The 17,807-nt window shown below is 64.1% G+C and carries 14 protein-coding genes and 1 tRNA gene; 12 read left to right on the forward strand and 3 right to left on the reverse strand.

All coding sequences use genetic code 11. The annotated features are described in order from the left end of the window. The first annotated feature begins 202 nt into the window (after positions 1 to 202). The 6 genes from EN853_RS02930 to EN853_RS02955 are packed head-to-tail and all read left to right on the forward strand — an operon-like array spanning position 203 to position 8,799. Entirely contained in the window at positions 203 to 2,047 is a 1,845-nt protein-coding gene (locus EN853_RS02930; RefSeq protein WP_167524364.1) for an extracellular solute-binding protein, read from the forward strand. A gap of 14 nt (positions 2,048 to 2,061) precedes the next feature. Next, positions 2,062 to 3,924 (forward strand): extracellular solute-binding protein, encoded by a 1,863-nt coding sequence (locus EN853_RS02935; RefSeq protein WP_245516796.1) that lies wholly within the window; start codon positions 2,062 to 2,064, stop codon positions 3,922 to 3,924. Positions 3,925 to 3,954: 30 nt separating this feature from the next. Next, positions 3,955 to 5,055 (forward strand): microcin C ABC transporter permease YejB, encoded by a 1,101-nt coding sequence (locus tag EN853_RS02940; RefSeq protein ID WP_127857776.1) that lies wholly within the window; start codon positions 3,955 to 3,957, stop codon positions 5,053 to 5,055. Continuing rightward, positions 5,055 to 6,194 (forward strand): ABC transporter permease, encoded by a 1,140-nt coding sequence (locus EN853_RS02945; protein ID WP_127857777.1) that lies wholly within the window; start codon positions 5,055 to 5,057, stop codon positions 6,192 to 6,194. Before EN853_RS02940 ends, EN853_RS02945 begins: the two co-directional genes overlap by 1 nt. Continuing rightward, the gene (locus EN853_RS02950) at positions 6,191 to 7,819 is read left to right on the forward strand and encodes an ABC transporter ATP-binding protein (protein WP_127857778.1); all 1,629 of its coding nucleotides are present in this window, start codon (positions 6,191 to 6,193) and stop codon (positions 7,817 to 7,819) included. Before EN853_RS02945 ends, EN853_RS02950 begins: the two co-directional genes overlap by 4 nt. Before the next feature lie 38 nt (positions 7,820 to 7,857). Next, on the forward strand, positions 7,858 to 8,799 hold the full coding sequence (locus tag EN853_RS02955; protein WP_127857779.1) for a glyoxylate/hydroxypyruvate reductase A: 942 nt from the start codon (positions 7,858 to 7,860) through the stop codon (positions 8,797 to 8,799). Here the strand turns inward: EN853_RS02955 and EN853_RS02960 are convergent. After that, positions 8,793 to 9,344 carry a hypothetical protein gene (locus tag EN853_RS02960; protein ID WP_245516797.1) on the reverse strand — a complete coding sequence of 184 codons (552 nt, stop codon included), beginning with the start codon at positions 9,342 to 9,344 and terminating at the stop codon, positions 8,793 to 8,795. The two genes, EN853_RS02955 and EN853_RS02960, sit on opposite strands and share 7 nt — an antisense overlap. Then, complete coding sequence (locus EN853_RS02965; protein WP_127857780.1) at positions 9,334 to 10,251, reverse strand: methyltransferase domain-containing protein; 918 nt, start codon at positions 10,249 to 10,251, stop codon at positions 9,334 to 9,336. The genes EN853_RS02960 and EN853_RS02965 overlap by 11 nt, the downstream gene beginning before the upstream one ends. A gap of 106 nt (positions 10,252 to 10,357) precedes the next feature. On the opposite strand from EN853_RS02965, the gene EN853_RS02970 reads away from it, so the two are divergent. Next, complete coding sequence (locus tag EN853_RS02970; RefSeq protein WP_127857960.1) at positions 10,358 to 11,368, forward strand: ligase-associated DNA damage response exonuclease; 1,011 nt, start codon at positions 10,358 to 10,360, stop codon at positions 11,366 to 11,368. A 76-nt stretch (positions 11,369 to 11,444) separates the two neighbouring features. Then, entirely contained in the window at positions 11,445 to 13,046 is a 1,602-nt protein-coding gene (locus EN853_RS02975; RefSeq protein ID WP_127857781.1) for a cisplatin damage response ATP-dependent DNA ligase, read from the forward strand. A 104-nt stretch (positions 13,047 to 13,150) separates the two neighbouring features. Here the strand turns inward: EN853_RS02975 and EN853_RS02980 are convergent, their stop codons facing one another. Continuing rightward, on the reverse strand, positions 13,151 to 14,350 hold the full coding sequence (locus EN853_RS02980) for a hypothetical protein (protein ID WP_127857782.1): 1,200 nt from the start codon (positions 14,348 to 14,350) through the stop codon (positions 13,151 to 13,153). A 345-nt stretch (positions 14,351 to 14,695) separates the two neighbouring features. Between EN853_RS02980 and EN853_RS02985 the strand changes: the two genes are divergently transcribed. From EN853_RS02985 to EN853_RS03000, 4 genes are all read left to right on the forward strand, one after another. Next, a tRNA-Thr gene (locus EN853_RS02985) sits at positions 14,696 to 14,771 on the forward strand. A 346-nt stretch (positions 14,772 to 15,117) separates the two neighbouring features. Next, positions 15,118 to 16,941: an adenylate/guanylate cyclase domain-containing protein gene (locus EN853_RS02990; RefSeq protein WP_245516798.1), complete on the forward strand. Its 1,824-nt coding sequence runs from the start codon at positions 15,118 to 15,120 to the stop codon at positions 16,939 to 16,941. A 70-nt stretch (positions 16,942 to 17,011) separates the two neighbouring features. Continuing rightward, complete coding sequence (locus tag EN853_RS02995; protein ID WP_127857783.1) at positions 17,012 to 17,200, forward strand: DUF2158 domain-containing protein; 189 nt, start codon at positions 17,012 to 17,014, stop codon at positions 17,198 to 17,200. A gap of 134 nt (positions 17,201 to 17,334) precedes the next feature. Then, positions 17,335 to 17,772 (forward strand): acid-shock protein, encoded by a 438-nt coding sequence (locus tag EN853_RS03000; protein ID WP_127857784.1) that lies wholly within the window; start codon positions 17,335 to 17,337, stop codon positions 17,770 to 17,772. Positions 17,773 to 17,807: the final 35 nt, after the last annotated feature.

Consider the following 17,807-nt stretch of genomic DNA (forward strand, 5'->3'; position numbering starts at 1 on the left):
TCATTGTGACACCTTGGAAAAGCCGGGTTCGTCCCGGCTTTTCTGTTAGGAAAGCCGCATATTGGGCGACAAAGACCGCCCTTGCGGTTTTCACCGGCGTCAAATGATCTAGATTGCCGGTGGGTACTGCTCGCGACGAGGAGAACGCATGACGGTTGGCCGCTCCCGGAGACTTTTCCCATCGACGGCACTTTTCGCATCGATGCTGGCGTTCGCCCTTGCAGCCAGCCTGCCGGCCGGTGCCGCCGACGAATGGCACACCACCTCCTCGCTGATCGGCCCTTCCAAATACGGCGAGAATTTCCAGCACTACGACTACGTCAATCCGAATGCGCCGAAGGGCGGAACCTACAACTCCGTGGTTACCGGCACTTTCGACAGCTTCAATCCTTATATCGTGCAGGGATCGCCGGCCGCCGGCTTCGTGCCGTTCGGCGGCGGGCTGCTCTACGACACGCTGATGGAACAGGCACAGGACGAGGGCAGCGTCAGCCATCCGCTGGTCGCCGAGGCCTATAAATACCCGTCGGACTATTCGTCGGCGACCTACCGGCTCGACCCGCGCGCCAAATGGCACGACGGCCAGCCGATCACCGTCGACGACGTGGTCTGGTCGTTCCAGGTGCTCAAGGCCAACAGCCCGATGTACAACCGCTATTTCGAGAACGTGACCGAAGCGGTCGCCCTCTCGGATCGCGAGGTCGAGTTCCATTTCAACCAGAAGGGCAATCGGGAACTGCCGAAGATCCTCGGCGACCTCGTCGTGCTGCCGAAGCACTGGTGGGAAGGCACGGACGCCAGCGGCAAGAAGCGCGACATCACCAGGCCGACGCTGGAGCCGCCGCTGGGCTCGGCCGCCTACAAGATCGCCAGCTTCAAACCCGGCTCGGAAATCGTCTGGCAGCGCGTGCCCGATTATTGGGGCGGCAAGCTGCCGGTGAAGATCGGTCGCGAGAATTTCGACAGCCAGCGCTTCACCTACATCCTCGACGACAATGCCAGTTGGGAGGCGTTCAAGAAGGGCGGGCTCGACGACATCAAACCGGAAAACAGCTCGCGGCGCTGGGCGACGGCCTACAACTTCCCGGCGGTTAGCGCCGGAGACGTGGTCAAAAAAGAATTCAAGACAACCTCGTCCGAGCCGATGCAGGCTTTCGTGCTCAACCAGCGGCGGCCGCTGTTCCAGGATCGGCTGGTACGCGCCGCGCTGACCTATCCGTTCGACTTCGAGACGATGAACCGCACGCTGTTCTACAATTCGAACACGCGCACCCACAGCTATTTCGGGGGCACGGAACTGGCGTCGAGCGGGCTGCCGCAAGGCAAGGAGCTCGAAATCCTGGAGAAGTATCGCGACAAGCTGCCGCCGGAGCTGTTCACGCAGGAATTCCAGCTGCCGGTCTACGATTCACCGCAAGCCGAACGCAAATATCTGAAGCAGGCTGTCGACCTCTTTGCCAAGGCCGGCTGGGTGATCAAGGGCGGCAAGATGGTGAACGCCAAGACCGGCGCGCCGTTCAAGTTCGAAATACTCGGCTCGAACGACACCGACCAGGTCATCGCCGGTCCCTGGATCGCCAACCTGCGCAAGATCGGCGTCGACGCGACGCTGCGGATCATCGACCAGACGCAGTACATCAACCGCGTCAACAATTTCGACTACGACGTCATCACCAGCATACTCCTGCAATCGGAATCGCCTGGGAACGAGCAGCGCGACTTCTGGAGCTCGAAGGCGGCGGACTCGCCCGGATCGCGCAACTATTCCGGCATCAAGAACCCGGTCGTCGACGCACTGGTCGACCACATCATCTTCGCCACCGATCGCGACGATCTCGTCGCCGCCACCCATGCGCTGGATCGGGTGCTGTTGTGGAATTACTACACCGTGCCGCAATACCACCGCGCGGTGGTTTGGCTTGCCTATTGGAACAAGTTCGGCATGCCGGAAAAGCAGCCCAGCTACCGCGGCGCCGATATCGATTCCTGGTGGATCGACACGGCGAAGGAGAAGGCGCTGGCCGCCAAGTACAAGGGGCTCAACTGATGGGGCGGCACGGGTTGCTCCCTCGTCGGGACTTCCTGGCGCTCGGCGCCGCAACGGCGGCCTCGGCGCTGCTTCCCGGCAAGGTCTTTGCCGCCATTCCGACCGAGGTGAAGATGCACGGCCTGTCGGCTTTCGGGGATTTGAAATACAAGGCGGATTTCGCGCATTTCGACTATGTCAATCCGGACGCGCCGCAAGGCGGAACGTTCAACTTCCTGCCGTTCAACTGGAGCACGAACCAGACCCCGCTGACCTTCAGCACGCTGAATTCATTCGTCCCGAAGGGAGATGCGCCGCAGCGCATGGAAATGTGCTTCGATGCGCTGATGGTCAGGGCGCTCGACGAGCCCGACGCCGTCTACGGGCTGATCGCCGAAAATGTGATGATTTCCGACGACCGCAACAGCTTCACCTTTTCGCTGCGCCCGCAGGCCCGCTTCCATGACGGCACGCCGCTGACAGCCGACGATGCCGCTTTCACCTTCAAGCTGCTGAAGGACAAGGGGCACCCGGACTATTCGCTGTCGCTGACGCATCTGGTGGATGCGGTGGCGGTGGACGCCCACACGCTCGAGCTCAAATTCTCCGGCAAGCAGTCGGCCCGCACCATTCTCAATGTCGTCGGATTCCCGATCCTGTCGAAAGCCTTCTATACTGCCAATCCCTTCGATTCATCGCAAATGAACCCTCCATTGGGTTCAAGCGCCTACAAGGTCGGCCGCTGGTCGGCCGGCGCATGGATCGAATACGAGCGGGTGGCCGACTATTGGGGCAACGATCTTCCGGTCAATCGCGGGCAGAACAATTTCCAGCGCATTCGCGTCGAGTTCTACCAGAACCGCAATGCCGCGTTCGAAGCGTTCAAGAAGGGTGAGATCCTCTACAAGGAGGAATCCGTTTCGCGCGTCTGGGCGACTGGCTACGATTTTCCCGCCGTCACGGCCGGCAAGGTGGTCAAGCACGAATTCCCGGCCGAGAAATTGCCGTCGATGCAAGCCACTGCCGTCAACCAGCGCCGCGAACAGTTCCGCGACCCGCGCGTGCGGCAGGCGATCGGGCTTTGCTTCGACTTCGAATGGACGCGTCGCAATTTCTTCTACGGCTCCTATGAGCGCTCGCAATCCTGCTTCGAAAAGTCGGACTTTCGCGCCGAAGGCATGCCGTCGCCGCAGGAATTGGCCCTGTTGGAACCGCTGCGGGACCAGATCCCACCCGAGACTTTCGGCGAAGCCGTGACCCAGGCCGTGTCGAACGGCTCTGGGCGCGACCGCCAGTTGCTGGGCAAGGCGGTCAAGCTTCTCGCCGAGGCCGGTTGGAAGCGATCCGGCGATTTCGCCGTCAACGACAAGGGCGGACGCCTATCGGCGGAGATCCTCGTCGACGACGAAGCGTTCTTGCAGATTTACTCGCCCTGGGTCGAAAATATGAAGGCAGTCGGCATCGACGCCTCCATCCGGCTGGTCGATGCCGCGCAGTATCAATTGCGCCAGAGCACATTCGACTACGACCTCATTTCGGCGGCTTTCTCCCTCAGCGCGACGCCGACCCGCGACGACCTCGAAATCTTCTTCCATTCACGAAGCGCCTCCGTTTCAGGCTCGCGCAACCTGCCGGGCACAGCGAGCCCCGCGATCGACGCGCTGGTCGATGCCGTCGGCGCCGCCAACGATCGCGAGAGCCTGACAATCGCCATGCGGGCGCTCGACCGGGTCTTGCGCGCTCGGCGCGATTGGATTCCAAGTTGGTATCTGGCGAATCACCGAAGCGCCTATTGGGATATGTTCGGCTTTCCCGAGCAGAAACCTGATTTCGGCTTTCCGGTCGAGGCGCTGTGGTGGGTCGACAAGGGCAAGGCGGCAAAAATTGGCAAAGCCTGACATTCCCCTTCATGCAGGGCCGGCTGCCTGATGGGCGCTTATATCCTGCGCCGCATCCTTCTGATGATCCCGACGCTGTTCGGCATCATGGCGATCTCCTTCGCGGTCATCCAGTTCGCGCCGGGCGGCCCGGTCGAGCAGGTCATCGCCAGGCTGACCAACCAGGGCGGCACCGACCGCCTCGGCGGCGGCGGTGGAGACGCCGGCACCAACACCACCAATTTCGATGTCGCCGGCGATGTCAGCTCGAAATACCGCGGCGCGCAGGGGCTGGATCCCGAATTCATCAAGAAGCTGGAAAAGCAGTTCGGCTTTGACAAGCCGCCGCTCGAGCGCTTCGGCATGATGTTGTGGAACTATAGCCGCTTCGATTTCGGCGACAGCTATTTCCGCGACATCTCGGTGCTCGACCTGATCCTGGAAAAGATGCCGGTGTCGATCTCGATCGGGCTGTGGATCACGCTGTTGTCCTACCTGATCTCGATCCCGCTCGGCATCCGCAAGGCGGTGCAGGACGGCTCGACCTTCGACGTCTGGACCAGCGGCGTGGTGATCGTCGGCTACGCCATTCCCGGCTTCCTGTTCGGCATCCTTTTGATGGTGCTGTTTGCCGGCGGCTCGTTCTGGGACTGGTTTCCGCTGCGTGGCATCGTTTCCGACAATTGGGACCAGTTGTCCTGGCCGGACAAGATCATCGACTATTTCTGGCACATGACGCTGCCGCTCACCGCACTTGTGCTGTCGGCCTTCGCCACGACAACGCTGCTCACCAAGAACTCCTTCCTCGAGGAGATCCGCAAGCAGTATGTGGTGACGGCGCGGGCCAAGGGCCTGTCGGAGCGCAAGGTGCTCTACGGCCATGTCTTCCGCAACGCCATGCTGATCGTCATCGCCGGCTTTCCCGGCGCCTTCATCTCGGCCTTCTTCACCGGCTCGCTGCTGATCGAGAACATCTTCTCGCTCGACGGCCTCGGCCTGCTCGGCTTCAAGTCGGTAATCGACCGCGACTATCCGGTGGTGTTCGCCAATCTCTACATCTTCTCGCTGCTCGGCCTGTTCGTCGGCCTGCTGTCGGATCTGATCTACACCTGGGTCGATCCGCGCATCGATTTCGAGCGGAGAGACATCTGATGGCGCAAGCTGCCGCCGAGACGACAGCGAGCCGGCCGGCCCGGCCATGGCTCTCGCCGCTCAACCAGCGGCGGCTGCAGAACTTCAAGGCGAACCGGCGCGGCTACTGGTCGCTGTGGATCTTCCTCCTGCTCTTCGTGTTGTCGCTGTTTTCCGAGCTGATCGCCAACGACAAGCCGATCATCGCCTCCTACAAGGGCGAGATCCTGTTCCCGGTGCTGGTGGCCTATCCGGAAGAGAAGTTCGGCGGCTTCTATGCCGTCACCGACTATCGCGATCCGGTGATCCAGGACGAGATCAATGCCAATGGCTGGATGATCTGGCCGCCGGTGCGCTATTCCTACCAGACCGTCAACAACGCCATTCCGGAAGCAGCACCCGCCAAGCCGTCCTGGCTCTACGACAAGAAGGCGCGCTGCAACCAGTATCCGCAAGGCGAGGCCGATCCCAACTGCATCGTCGGCAACTGGAACTGGCTTGGCACCGACGACCAGGCGCGCGACGTGCTGGCGCGCGTGCTCTACGGTTTCCGCATCTCGGTGCTGTTCGGATTGATCCTGACGCTCGGCTCCTCGCTGATCGGCGTCGCGGCGGGTGCCGTGCAAGGCTATTTCGGCGGCTGGACCGACCTTCTGTTCCAGCGCTTCATCGAGATCTGGTCGGCGATCCCGGTGCTCTATCTGCTGCTGATCGTCTCGGCGATCCTGCCGCCCGGCTTCTTTATCCTGCTCGGCCTGATGCTGTTGTTCTCCTGGGTGGCGCTGGTCGGCGTCGTGCGCGCCGAGTTCCTGCGCGCGCGCAACTTCGAATATGTCAACGCGGCACGCGCGCTCGGCGTGCCCAACCTGACCATCATGTTCCGCCACCTGCTGCCCAACGCCATGGTAGCGACGCTGACCTTCCTGCCCTTCCTGCTCTCAGGCTCGATCTCGACGCTGACCTCGCTCGACTATCTCGGCTTCGGCCTGCCGCCCGGCTCGGCCTCGCTCGGCGAGCTGCTGAAGCAGGCGCAGCGCAATCTCAACGCGCCCTGGCTAGGCATTTCCGGCTTCATCGTGATCTCGCTGATGCTGTCGCTGCTGGTTTTCATCGGCGAGGCGACGCGCGACGCCTTCGATCCGCGCAAGACGTTCAAATGAGCGAGCACCTGCTTTCCGTCCGTGATCTGAGCGTCGCCTTCGCGCAAGGCGGCAAGCAGTCGATGGCCGTCGACCACATCTCCTTCGACATCGCCAAGGGCGAGACGCTGGCGCTGGTCGGCGAATCCGGATCCGGCAAATCGGTTTCGGCGCTCTCGGTGCTGAAGCTCCTGCCCTACCCCTCGGCCAGCCATCCGTCGGGAAAAATCCTGTTCCACGGCGCCGATCTGCTCGACGCCAACGAAAAAACCTTGCGCGGCGTGCGCGGCAACAAGATCACCATGATCTTCCAGGAGCCGATGACCTCGCTCAATCCGCTGCATACGATCGAGCAGCAGATCGTCGAGGTATTGAAGCTGCATCAGGGCCTCGGCGACAGGCAGGCGCGGGCGCGCGTGCTGGAACTGCTCACCGAGGTCGGCATACGCGATCCGCAGAAGCGGCTCGACGCCTATCCGCACCAGCTCTCCGGCGGCCAGCGCCAGCGTGTCATGATCGCCATGGCCTTGGCCAACGAGCCGGAACTGTTGATCGCCGACGAGCCGACGACGGCGCTCGACGTCACCGTGCAGGCGCAGATCCTCGAACTGCTGGCCGACCTGAAGCGCCGCAAGGGTATGTCGATGCTCTTCATCACCCACGACCTCGGCATCGTGAGAAAAATTGCCGACCGCGTCTGCGTGATGACCAAGGGCAGAATAGTCGAGACCGGACCGACCAAGGAGATCTTCGCCAACCCAAAGCACGCCTATACCAAGCACCTGCTGGCCGCCGAGCCGAAGGGCAAGCCGCCGGCGGCCAATGCCGATGCCAAGGCGGTGATGACCGGCGAGGACATCAAGGTCTGGTTCCCGATCAAGCGCGGCTTCTTCCGCCGCACCGTCGACCATGTGAAGGCGGTGGACGGCATCGACGTCACGGTGCGCGCCGGCCAGACGCTCGGCGTCGTCGGCGAATCCGGTTCCGGCAAGACGACGCTCGGGCTGGCCTTGGCGAGGATGATCTCGTCGACGGGCACGATTCGTTTCGATGGGCGCGACATCAACCAGCTTTCCTTCAGCGCCATGCGGCCGCTGAGGCGCGAGCTGCAGATCGTCTTCCAAGACCCGTTCGGATCCTTGAGCCCGCGCATGTCAGTCGCCGAGATCATCGAGGAAGGGCTGAAGATCCACGCGCCGAAACTCTCGCCCGACCAGCGCGACGACAAGGTCGTCGAAGTGCTGAACGAGGTCGGCCTCGATCCCGAAACGCGCCACCGCTATCCGCATGAATTCTCGGGCGGCCAGCGCCAGCGCGTCGCCATTGCGCGCGCCATGGTGCTCAACCCGCGCTTCGTCATGCTCGACGAGCCGACCTCGGCCCTCGACATGAGCGTACAGGCGCAGGTAGTCGACCTTTTGCGCAATCTGCAGGCCAAGCACAATCTCGCCTATCTCTTCATCAGCCACGACCTGAAGGTCATCCGCGCCCTTGCCAACGACGTCATCGTCATGCGCAATGGGCAGGTCGTCGAGGCCGGCCCGTCCGAACAGATTTTCGGCAGCCCGCAGACCGACTATACAAGGGCGCTGATCTCGGCCGCCTTCCGGATCGAGACGGCACCGACCGGAGTGGTCAGCCAGTAGGCTCGCCGGGGCTTCAATAACTGGAAAGAAATCCGCGAATGGAAAAAGGCAAAATCCTGCTTGCCCTCACCGGCTTTCACCCGCAGCGCTGGCGCGAACTGCTTTCGGCCGAGCGCGAGGTGGTGCTGGAGCCGGACGGCCCCGGCGATCCCTCGATCTCCTATGCGGTGGTGTGGAAGCAGAAGCCCAACCTCTTGTCGTCGCTGCCCAACCTGCGCGCCATCTTCTCGATTGGCGCCGGCGTGGACCACATCTTCGCCGACCCAGGTCTGCCCGACGTGCCGATTGTCAGGGTCGTCGCCGACAACCTCACCCAACACATGACCGAATATGTCGTCTGGCGGGTGCTCGACCACCATCGCCAGAGCAGGCACTACCGCGCGCAACAGCAGAAGAAGATTTGGCGCGAGCTGCCGCAGCGACCGGCGGAAGACATCTCTGTCGGCATCATGGGTCTCGGCAATCTCGGCCGCGCCGCTGCCTCGGTGCTTTTGTCACTCGGTTTCGCGGTGAATGGCTGGTCGCGTACCGAGCGGCCGATGAAGGGCGTTTCGAGCTATTCGGGAGAGAACGGCCTGGTCCCCTTCCTCAACGCCACCGACATCCTGGTGGTGCTGCTGCCGCTCACCCCCAACACGCAAGGCATCATCAATTACGGCGTGCTGAAGGAATTGCGCAGGCGCAACGGCCTCGGCGGCGCTGTGCTGATCAATGCCGGGCGCGGGCGTTTGCAGAAGGATGCCGACATCCTGCGCGCGCTGAATGACGGCACGCTGAAGGAAGCGAGCCTCGACGTGTTCGAGGTCGAGCCACTGCCGAAGACGAGCCCGCTGTGGAGCCATCCGAAAGTGTTCGTCACGCCGCACGCGGCGGCGACCTCGGACCCCACGCACCTGGTGCCGATCATGCTCAAGCAGATGGCGGCCTTCGAGCGCGGCGAAAAGCTGGAAAACCTGGTGGACCGCGAAGCGGGCTATTGAGGCGGAGAAGAAGGCTTCGAGCCGGGCAGTTCGAACTTGTCCTTCTTCTTCGGCTTGCCGCAGTCGCGGCGGTCGATCGAGCGGCTCATGGCGTCGATCTCGCCGCTCGCCTTGTCGGTGTCGCGCTGCGCCTTGGAGCGCATGTCCGGCATGAACGGACCGAAGCCCATGGCCGGGTTGGAGAAAGTCGGCTTGGCGGTGATCGGCAGGTTGTTTTGCTGCGCCACGTGATTGCGCTGCGCCAGCAGTTGATCGCAGGGCACACTGTCATATTGCAGCGAGGACTGGACGTTCTCATCCTGGCGTTCGGCCATCGAGGTGCCGCCGACGCAACCAGCCGTCATCAGGCAAGATGCCAACACCACCATGTTCCAGCGCATGGTATCCCTCCGTGCGGTATCCGCCCCACCCTTCATTTCCGCAATTCCGGACGGAAAACCGTTCCACACTTTTCCTGGAATTGCTCCGCACAACCTCGTCACGCGATTCGGGCTTTTTCGCAGCAGAGGATTCAACACGAACATCGGCGATCCTTCACGCCACATGGCGCCTCCCGGCCACAATAGCCAACCCACCTACCGGCTCGTCGCGATCATGCCTGATGGTCGTGCTCTCCAGCGACAGCACGGAAAAACCGCTGGAGGCGAGAACGCGCCGCACGTAGGCTTCGGAGTGCGCGTAGCGCCGCGACGGCAGCAGGGCAAAGTCATCGCTGTCGGCAAGTGTCTCGACCGAGAACGCAAACATGCCGTCATCGGTGAGGGCGTCGGCAATCGCCCCGACGATGCGCTCCAGCGCGCCGACATAGATGAACACGTCGGCCGCGACCACAAGGTCGGCTTTCACGCCGGCATGGGAAAAATGCTGAAGGTCCGCCTTCGAAAGCCGGTCGTAGATGCCCTTGGCGCGCGCCTTCCTCAACATGCCGGCCGAGATGTCGCAGCCTTCCAGCCGATCCACGATCGGGCGCAGCCTTTCACCCATCAGGCCGGTGCCGCAGCCGAGGTCGATGGCGAGCCGAAAGCGATCCGGCCTTGCCGCGCGAACTGCCCGGTCGAGAAAGTCGGGCATCCGGTAGCCAAGCTTCTCGACCAGCGCCGCCTCGAAACCGTCGGCATAGTGGTCGAACAGGGTCTCGACGAAAGCGCTGGGCGGAGCCGCCGCCGTCGGCGCATGGCCGATCAATTGCAGCTTGAGCGCGGCGCCCAGCCGATCCGCCGGATCGAGCCTCAACGCCATCGTCCAGGCCTGGGCGGACTGGTCGAGAAAGCCGGCCGCCTCTTGCATTTCACCGAGGCGAAACCAGCCCGCCGCCCATTGCGGCGCCAGTTCCAAGGCGCCGAGCAAAAGCTCCGCAGCCTGCGCCGGCTCGCGGGAGGCGAACAGCATCTCGGCGAAGTCGGCGCGACGATCGGCGGTCAAGTCGCCGGACGAGGCCTGAAGCGGCTTCATGGTTCAAGGATCCCGCCGGCGATCGAGCCGGCGGCAGCGTGTAGGATGAGTCAGCAGTCTTTTGCAACAGGCTTCCCGCGGCGAATTTAGCCATTATCTTCACGACATGCGCGCCAGCGACCTGCTCAAGTCCCGCCCGGAAGGACTATTCTGCCCGCCCGGCGATTTCTTCATCGACCCGGTGCGGCCGGTTGGCCGGGCGCTCATCACGCACGGCCATTCCGACCATGCGCGCTCCGGCCACCGCTCGGTGCTTGCGACGCGTCAGACGCTCGACATCATGGGGCTGCGTTACGGCGAGGATTTTGCCGGCACCACGCAGGCCGCCGTTCTCGGCGAGACGATCGATATCAACGGCGTCTCCGTCACCTTCCATCCAGCCGGGCATGTGCTTGGCTCGGCTCAGATCGCGGTCGAGCACCAGGGCATGCGCATCGTCGCCTCCGGCGACTACAAGCGCCAGAAGGACGCCACCTGCCAGCCCTTCGAGCCGGTGCCCTGCGATGTCTTCATCACCGAGGCGACCTTCGGACTGCCGGTGTTCCGGCATCCGCCGGACAGCGCGGAGATCGGCCGGCTGCTCAAGTCGGCGGCGCAATTTCCCGAGCGCTCGCATCTGGTCGGCGCCTATGCGCTCGGCAAGGCGCAGCGCGTGATGCGACTTCTTCGCGATGCCGGCTATGACCGGCCGGTCTATATCCACGGCGCGCTGGCCAAGCTCAGCGAATACTACCAGAGCCAGGGCATCGATCTGGGTGCCTTGCAACCGGCGACGGTCGAGAGCGGCAGCAAGGCCGATTTCGCCGGGGCCATCGTCGTCGGCCCGCCGGCCGCCTTCGCCGACCGCTGGGCGCGGCGCTTCGCCGATCCGATCTCCTGCTTCGCCTCGGGCTGGATGCGCATCCGCCAGCGCGCCAAGCAAGGCGGCGTCGAGCTGCCGCTGATCATCTCCGACCATGGCGACTGGGACGAACTGACCGAAACAATCAAGGAAACGGGCGCCGGGGAGGTCTGGGTGACGCATGGCCGCGAGGAAGCGCTGGTGCGCTGGTGCGAGCTTGAGGGCATTGCTGCAAGGCCGCTGCATCTGGTGGGCTACGAGGACGAGGGCGACTAATGCGCCAGGGTTCGCCAATCGTCACCGCCGCGCTCTACGGTGGCCCCCTTTCCCCGCTGGCCGGGCTCACAACGCCATGAACCGCTTCGCCGAGCTCCTCGACCGGCTGGTGCTGACGCCGTCGCGCAACAGCAAGCTGACGCTGCTTACCGACTATTTCCGCAGCGTCGAGGACCCGGACCGCGGGCTGGCGCTGGCGGCGATCACCGGCGACCTGTCGATCGCGGCGGTGAAGCCCGCGATGCTGCGCGCGCTGGTCACCGAGCGGATGGACCCGGTGCTGTTCGGCTATTCCTACGACTATGTCGGCGACCTTGCCGAGACGGTGTCGCTGGTCTGGCCGCAGCCGGCCGGCCAGATTGCTAACCACGCGCCGACACTGGCCGAAGTTGTCGGCAAGCTGCAGGCGGCGAGCCGCTCCGACGGGCCGAAAGTGCTGGCGCGGCTGCTCGACAGCGCCAGCATCTCGGCGCGCTTCGCCATCATCAAGCTGGTCACCGGGGGGTTGCGCATCGGCGTTTCGGCACGGCTCGCCAAACAGGCGCTGGCCGATCTTGGCCAAGTCGACGTCGCCGAGATCGAGGAGCTCTGGCACGGCCTGACGCCGCCTTACAGCGAGCTGTTCGCGTGGCTCGAGGGCCGCGCGGAAAAGCCCCGAAGCGCCGCGCTCGCGCTGTTCCGACCCGTCATGCTCTCCAACGCCGTCGACGACGGCGACCTGGAAAAGCTCGATCCGGCCGACTATGCGGCGGAGTGGAAATGGGACGGCATCCGCGTACAAGCTGTGTGCGAAGGCGGCATCCGCCGGCTCTATTCGCGGACGGGCGACGATGTCGCTGGCGCCTTCCCGGACCTTGCCGCGGCGATGGATTTCGAGGCGGCGCTCGACGGCGAATTGCTGGTGGGCGATCCGCGCGAGGCGACAGGAACCTTCTCGGACCTGCAGCAGCGGCTGAACCGCAAGAGCGTGTCGCAGAAAATCCAGCAGCAATATCCAGCCTTCATGCGCTGCTACGACGCCCTGCAGATCAACGGCGAGGATTTGCGCGCGCTGTCTTTCGCCGAGCGCCGGACAAGGCTCGAAACCTTCGTCGGCAGCCTCGACCCCAGCCGCTTCGACCTCTCGCCTCTGGTCGAGTATCCGGATTGGGAGGCGCTCGAGCGGCTGCGCCAGGCGCCGCCGCATCCGGTCATCGAAGGGGTGATGCTGAAGCGCTGGGATTCGCCCTATCTTGCCGGCCGGCCGAAGGGCCCCTGGTTCAAGTGGAAGCGCGATCCGCATACGGTCGACGCGGTGCTGATGTATGCGCAGCGCGGCCATGGCAAGCGCTCGAGCTTCTACTCCGACTACACTTTCGGCGTCTGGGCCGGACCGGAAGGCGCGGAAGAGCTTGTGCCGGTCGGCAAGGCCTATTTCGGCTTCACCGACGAGGAGCTGCGGCAGATCGACAAATATGTGCGCGACAACACGATCGAACGGTTCGGGCCGGTGCGCTCGGTCCGCGCCGACCGCAAGAACGGGCTGGTGCTGGAAGTGGCTTTCGAAGGCCTCAACCGCTCGACCCGGCACAAGTCGGGTGTCGCGATGCGCTTTCCGCGTATCTCGCGGCTGCGCTGGGACAAGCCGGCCGCCGAGGCCGACCGCATCGAGACGCTGCAGGCGCTGTTGGACAGCTGAGCGGTTCATCGTTTCACCGAAGCGCAGAACCGCTCTAGCTCTCTGTTTTTTAGCAATTCCGGACGGAAAACCGGGTCACACTTTTCCTGGAATTGCTCGAAATCCTATTCAGCGATCGAAACGCGTATCTCATAGATGTCGACCGACTTGCCCTGCTTGTCGAAGTCGGAATTGACGGCGATGGTGCCGGCAGCGCCCGGATGCTTGGCCGGGAACTGCACATCGAACAGGTACTCGTTACGCTCGTGGCCGACGGCGTAGCGCTTGCGGCCGCAATCGCCGAGCTCGCCGAAATTGCAGTCGACCGAGATCTGCGTCTCCTTGCCCTCTTCCGAGCGGGCGATGATGTCGAACATGGCGTGCTTGCCGGCGAGCTTTTCCAGGACGCCCTGGCCGACGTCGAAGGCGATCGCCGAGCCGGACGCGCCGGAGCGGATGCGCAGGAACTGCCCGGTGTCATCCTTCATCACGTCGGCAGCAGCGTCGGACGGTGTGCTGACATGGGTCGGATCGCTGGGCGAGAAGACGTTGATCCAGTTCTTCGACTGGTCCGCCTCGCCCGGCTTCTGCGGCGAGCCGGTTTCGCCATCCGGCTGCGAGGACTCTTCGCCCTCCAGCGTCGGAGTCGGTTCCGGCGGACCGGTGTTGAGCTCTGCCGCCGTCTTGAAGACGCCTGTCTGCTTGGCGAAATAAAGGCCGATGCCGGCCGCAGCGATAAGCGTCGCGACGACGAAGATCGCCGTCAGCGGCAAGCGCCGGCCCCGTATCCGCCGCTCATCGCGGTCCGGCGCCACCTCGGCGCCGTTGCCGACGGAGGCTCCGGGAGCATCGTCGAGTGTCGGCGCGTTGGGAAGCGCCTCGTCCGGCATGATGTCGGGCACGCGGGGCAGCACGCGCGAGCGCGGCGCATCCGCAGCGTCGGGCTGCACCGGACCATCGACGGTGATCGACGGCGACGGCGACGCCTGGGCCGGAGCCTGCCGCGGCGCATCCACCGGCGGTGCGGAAGACTGGGCCGGCATGTCCACCGAGGGCGCCGGGCCGCCATAGCCGGCAGGCGAGCCGCTCTCGGACGGAAGCATGACGTCCGGAACGGCCGGCAGGAATTCGGATTCGATCTCGGCGATCTTGGCCTGCACCGCCTTGCGGCGGTTGATGGCGGCCTCCACGGTCACACTCGGATTGGCCTGCAGCACGCGATCCAGCGCGGCAAAGGCCGAGCGATAGACCTTCTCGCGAAACGCCCGGTCCTCGGCATTGCCTTTCTCGAAGGCGTTGCGGATCGCTTTCTCGATGGCGTCCAAGCGAGCTCCCTCTGCGCGTTCGCTCACAGTTCATCGATCGTTAGCCGCAGGCGACCAATCAATCAACGGGCGAGCGGCAGCTTTGCCGACGCATCCAAAGCCCATTTCGGCGTTTTTTGTTGAAGAATCAACATTTTTTGTCACCGCCGCCGGATCGGCCCCGGCGGACGGTCGGCGGCCGCCTACGGCCGGCGGACCGCCGCGGCGGGCGCCAAAGGCCGCCGCGTGGCGGCAGCCGGCAGAAATAGCCGCGCATCGGCGCCGGATTTCGCCGCCAGCCATCTTGAATTAGCTGACGGTTGAGTCTATCACGCAGCGCATCTTGGAAGCCCAGCGGCTTCCCGGGCCGCTTTAGCTCAGTTGGTAGAGCACATCATTCGTAATGATGGGGTCGCGTGTTCGAGTCACGCAAGCGGCACCAGTTTCTTCCGAAAAGCGTGTTATTCCAGCACCATACACCTGTTGGGTGGATTTGGATCCACCCATGGTCGCCTCAAGCGGACACGCTCCGGCGCCGGACGGTATGATCCTCGATACAGAAGCGCCGCCACGGTGGCGTCAACCGGTTACACAGAGCAGGGAATATCCCCGGCCTTCTGGGAGTGGCGTTTGAGCGTCCCCAGAGGTTGCGTGGGCGGGTCGTCGGCTGGCTGTTGGCGCGCCACAGGGACGCTCCACGCCTCGCGAGCGGGATAGCGATCTCGTAACGGCAAGGTCGAGCTGCTCTCCGTTCCAGCGACAGGCGGAGACCGGGGAAGATGGATAACATGCACATGGGGCGTGTTGAAGCTGGCAGGACATGGACGCTGGGCGGCCCGCGTGCAGGCGCTTGGCAGAGCGGTGCAATGACCACGCAGCGCCACCTCGCAGCGATCCTGGCCTGCGACGTGGTCGGCTACGCACGCCTGACGGAGCGTGACGAGCGCGGCACGCTCGAGCGGCTCAAGACCTACCGCAAGCAACTCCTCGAACCGCTGGTCTCCCAGAACCAGGGGCGGATCGTCAAGCTCACCGGCGACGGCATGCTGTGCGAATTCGCGAGCGTCGTCAACGCGGTGACCTCGGCGATGGCGATCCAGCAGGCCCTGGCAGAACACGAGGCGGAAACGCCAGAGGAAGAGCGGATTCGCTTGCGCATCGGCGTCAATCTCGGCGACGTGGTCTGCGAGGAGGACGGCGACCTCTACGGCGACGGAGTCAACATCGCTGCCCGCCTCGAAAGCATCGCCGATCCCGGTACCGTGTTCGTCTCGGGCACCGCCTACGACCACCTCCAGGGCAAGCTTGACTGCGGCTTCACGCCGCTCGGCAACCTGCGCCTCAAGAACATCGAGCGGCCTGTGCGCGCCTACCGCGTCGAGACCGACGCCGGCGGCTCGGTGGCTGCGCCGCCTCCCCTGCCCGAAAAGCCCTCGATCGCGGTTCTGCCCTTCACCAACATGAGCGGCGACCCCGACCAGGAATACTTCGCCGACGGGCTGGTGGAGGACATCATCACGGGATTGAGCCGGGTGAACTCCTTCTTCGTGATCGCCCGCAATTCGTCCTTCACCTACAAGGGCCGCGCGGTGGACCTGCGGCAGGTCGGGCGCGAGTTGGGCGTGCACTACGTGCTCGAAGGCAGCATCCGCAGAGCCGGATCGCGGGTTCGCATCAGTGGGCAGTTGGTGGACGCGATCAGCGGACACCATGTCTGGACCGACCGCTTCGAAGGCGACGTGAACGACATCTTCGACCTGCAGGACAAGGTGACCGAGAGCGTCGTCGGCGCTGTCGAGCCGAGCATCCGGCTGGAGGAGATCAAGCAGGCGCGAATGAAGCCTACCGATTACATCAGCGCCTACGACCTCTACCTTCGCGCGCTGCCGCGCTTCTACAGCATGACGCGCGAAGGCTTTGCCGACGTGCGCCGGCTGACCAACGAGGCGCTCAGCATCGACCCCGGCTTCACCTTGGCGAAGGCGCTCGGCGCCTATATCCGCAGCCTATCCGTGAGCCAGTGCTGGCACGAGCCCGACGACATGCGAGTCGCCGCGCGCATGGCGCGCGAGGTGCTGGCGGAAGCGCGCGACGACCCCACCAGCCTCCGCTTCGCCGCGCAGGTGATCGCCTACAGCGCGAGGGACTACGAGATGGCGCTGGGCACGATCGAACGATCCCTGCTGCTCAATCCCAATTCGGCGCAGGGCCATACCGGCAGCGGCTGGGTGAACGCACATTCCAGCCGCCCGCTCGCGGCGATCGAGCACTTTCACAGGGCAATGCGGCTGAGCCCGGTCGACCCCGAGAAAGGCATCGCGCTCTCCGGCATCGGGATGAGCTACCTGATGCTCGAGCGCTACGAGGAAGCGCTGGCATGGGGAGAACGCGCGCTGCATGAGATGCCGAACTACGGCTCCTCGCACCGGGTGGTGATCATGGCGCTGGTCAAACTCAACCGGCTGGACGAGGCGCAGGCCGCGGCGCGCCGGCTGATGGAGGCGTTCCCGACCTTCACGCTCACCCTGCAGAGGCAGATCAACCCGTGGCTGGACAAGGTGTTCGCCGAGCGTTACGTCGAGGCGCTGGGCATCGCCGGCGTGCCGGAGTGATCAGGCACATCGACCATTGTCGCGACTCAGGTTTGGTGGAAAACTCATGGCCTCAGCATGGGAGGCCGAAATGCCCAATAGTTTCAAGACCGGAGACGTCGTCAGACTGAAATCGGGAGGCCCGGAGATGACAATCAGCGACGGCGCGGCTTCCGGCACCTATCTCTGCCACTGGTTCAACCGCGAAGGCGATGTCTGGACCCCGCAGCATGCCGGCTTCAAGCCGGACCAGCTGGTGGTGGTCGGCGAACGGAAATAGTTTCCGCACCCTTGAAAGGCGCTTTCCGGCACCGCCAACCTTGCATGGCGGAGCCACCGACGGATTTTCTCTGTCACCGCGTTTAACGGCTGGAGCGTGGCCGCCAATGGCCGCGCGCAACCGGAGACGAGAGCATGATCCGCCCCACGATATTCGTCGTTGCCCTTGGTCTGCAGACCGCGGCCGCGGCCGCCCAGACAACGACGCCAACCCCCGCCCCCGCACCGACCCAAGCAACGCCAAGCGCAACGGCTCCCGCCACCGCCAAACCGGGCATCACGCTGGCAAAATTCGAGGCACGCCGGGAGAAGGCCTTCATGGCCGCCGACACCGATGGCGACGGCAAGGTCAGCCTCACCGAATGGACGGCGTTCCAGACCGGGCGCAAGGCCAAGGGCGATCCGGCCAGGTCCTTCGCACGCATGGATGCCAACCACGACGGCTTCATCGACAAGTCGGAACTCGACGCCTTGCTTGCCAAGCGCTTTGCCAGGCTCGACAAGAACAGCGACGGCACGCTCGGCGCCGACGAGAGGCCGGGCCACAAAACCGCTCCCAATCAGGAGCAATGACCGAGAGGTTATGCAGCACGATGATCACTGCGAGC

This window comes from Mesorhizobium sp. M1C.F.Ca.ET.210.01.1.1, from assembly GCF_004791585.1.
Taxonomy (GTDB): domain Bacteria; phylum Pseudomonadota; class Alphaproteobacteria; order Rhizobiales; family Rhizobiaceae; genus Mesorhizobium.

Excerpts from the sequence above, each read along its gene's own strand:
- EN853_RS02930 (WP_167524364.1), top strand. The coding sequence starts at position 203 with ATGCTGGCGTTCGCCCTTGCAGCCAGCCTGCCGGCCGGTGCCGCCGAC.
- EN853_RS02940 (WP_127857776.1), top strand. The coding sequence starts at position 3,955 with ATGGGCGCTTATATCCTGCGCCGCATCCTTCTGATGATCCCGACGCTG.
- EN853_RS02945 (WP_127857777.1), top strand. The coding sequence starts at position 5,055 with ATGGCGCAAGCTGCCGCCGAGACGACAGCGAGCCGGCCGGCCCGGCCA.
- EN853_RS02950 (WP_127857778.1), top strand. The coding sequence starts at position 6,191 with ATGAGCGAGCACCTGCTTTCCGTCCGTGATCTGAGCGTCGCCTTCGCG.
- EN853_RS02955 (WP_127857779.1), top strand. The coding sequence starts at position 7,858 with ATGGAAAAAGGCAAAATCCTGCTTGCCCTCACCGGCTTTCACCCGCAG.
- EN853_RS02960 (WP_245516797.1), bottom strand. The coding sequence starts at position 9,344 with ATGTGGCGTGAAGGATCGCCGATGTTCGTGTTGAATCCTCTGCTGCGA.
- EN853_RS02965 (WP_127857780.1), bottom strand. The coding sequence starts at position 10,251 with ATGAAGCCGCTTCAGGCCTCGTCCGGCGACTTGACCGCCGATCGTCGC.
- EN853_RS02970 (WP_127857960.1), top strand. The coding sequence starts at position 10,358 with ATGCGCGCCAGCGACCTGCTCAAGTCCCGCCCGGAAGGACTATTCTGC.
- EN853_RS02975 (WP_127857781.1), top strand. The coding sequence starts at position 11,445 with ATGAACCGCTTCGCCGAGCTCCTCGACCGGCTGGTGCTGACGCCGTCG.
- EN853_RS02990 (WP_245516798.1), top strand. The coding sequence starts at position 15,118 with ATGCACATGGGGCGTGTTGAAGCTGGCAGGACATGGACGCTGGGCGGC.
- EN853_RS02995 (WP_127857783.1), top strand. The coding sequence starts at position 17,012 with ATGCCCAATAGTTTCAAGACCGGAGACGTCGTCAGACTGAAATCGGGA.
- EN853_RS03000 (WP_127857784.1), top strand. The coding sequence starts at position 17,335 with ATGATCCGCCCCACGATATTCGTCGTTGCCCTTGGTCTGCAGACCGCG.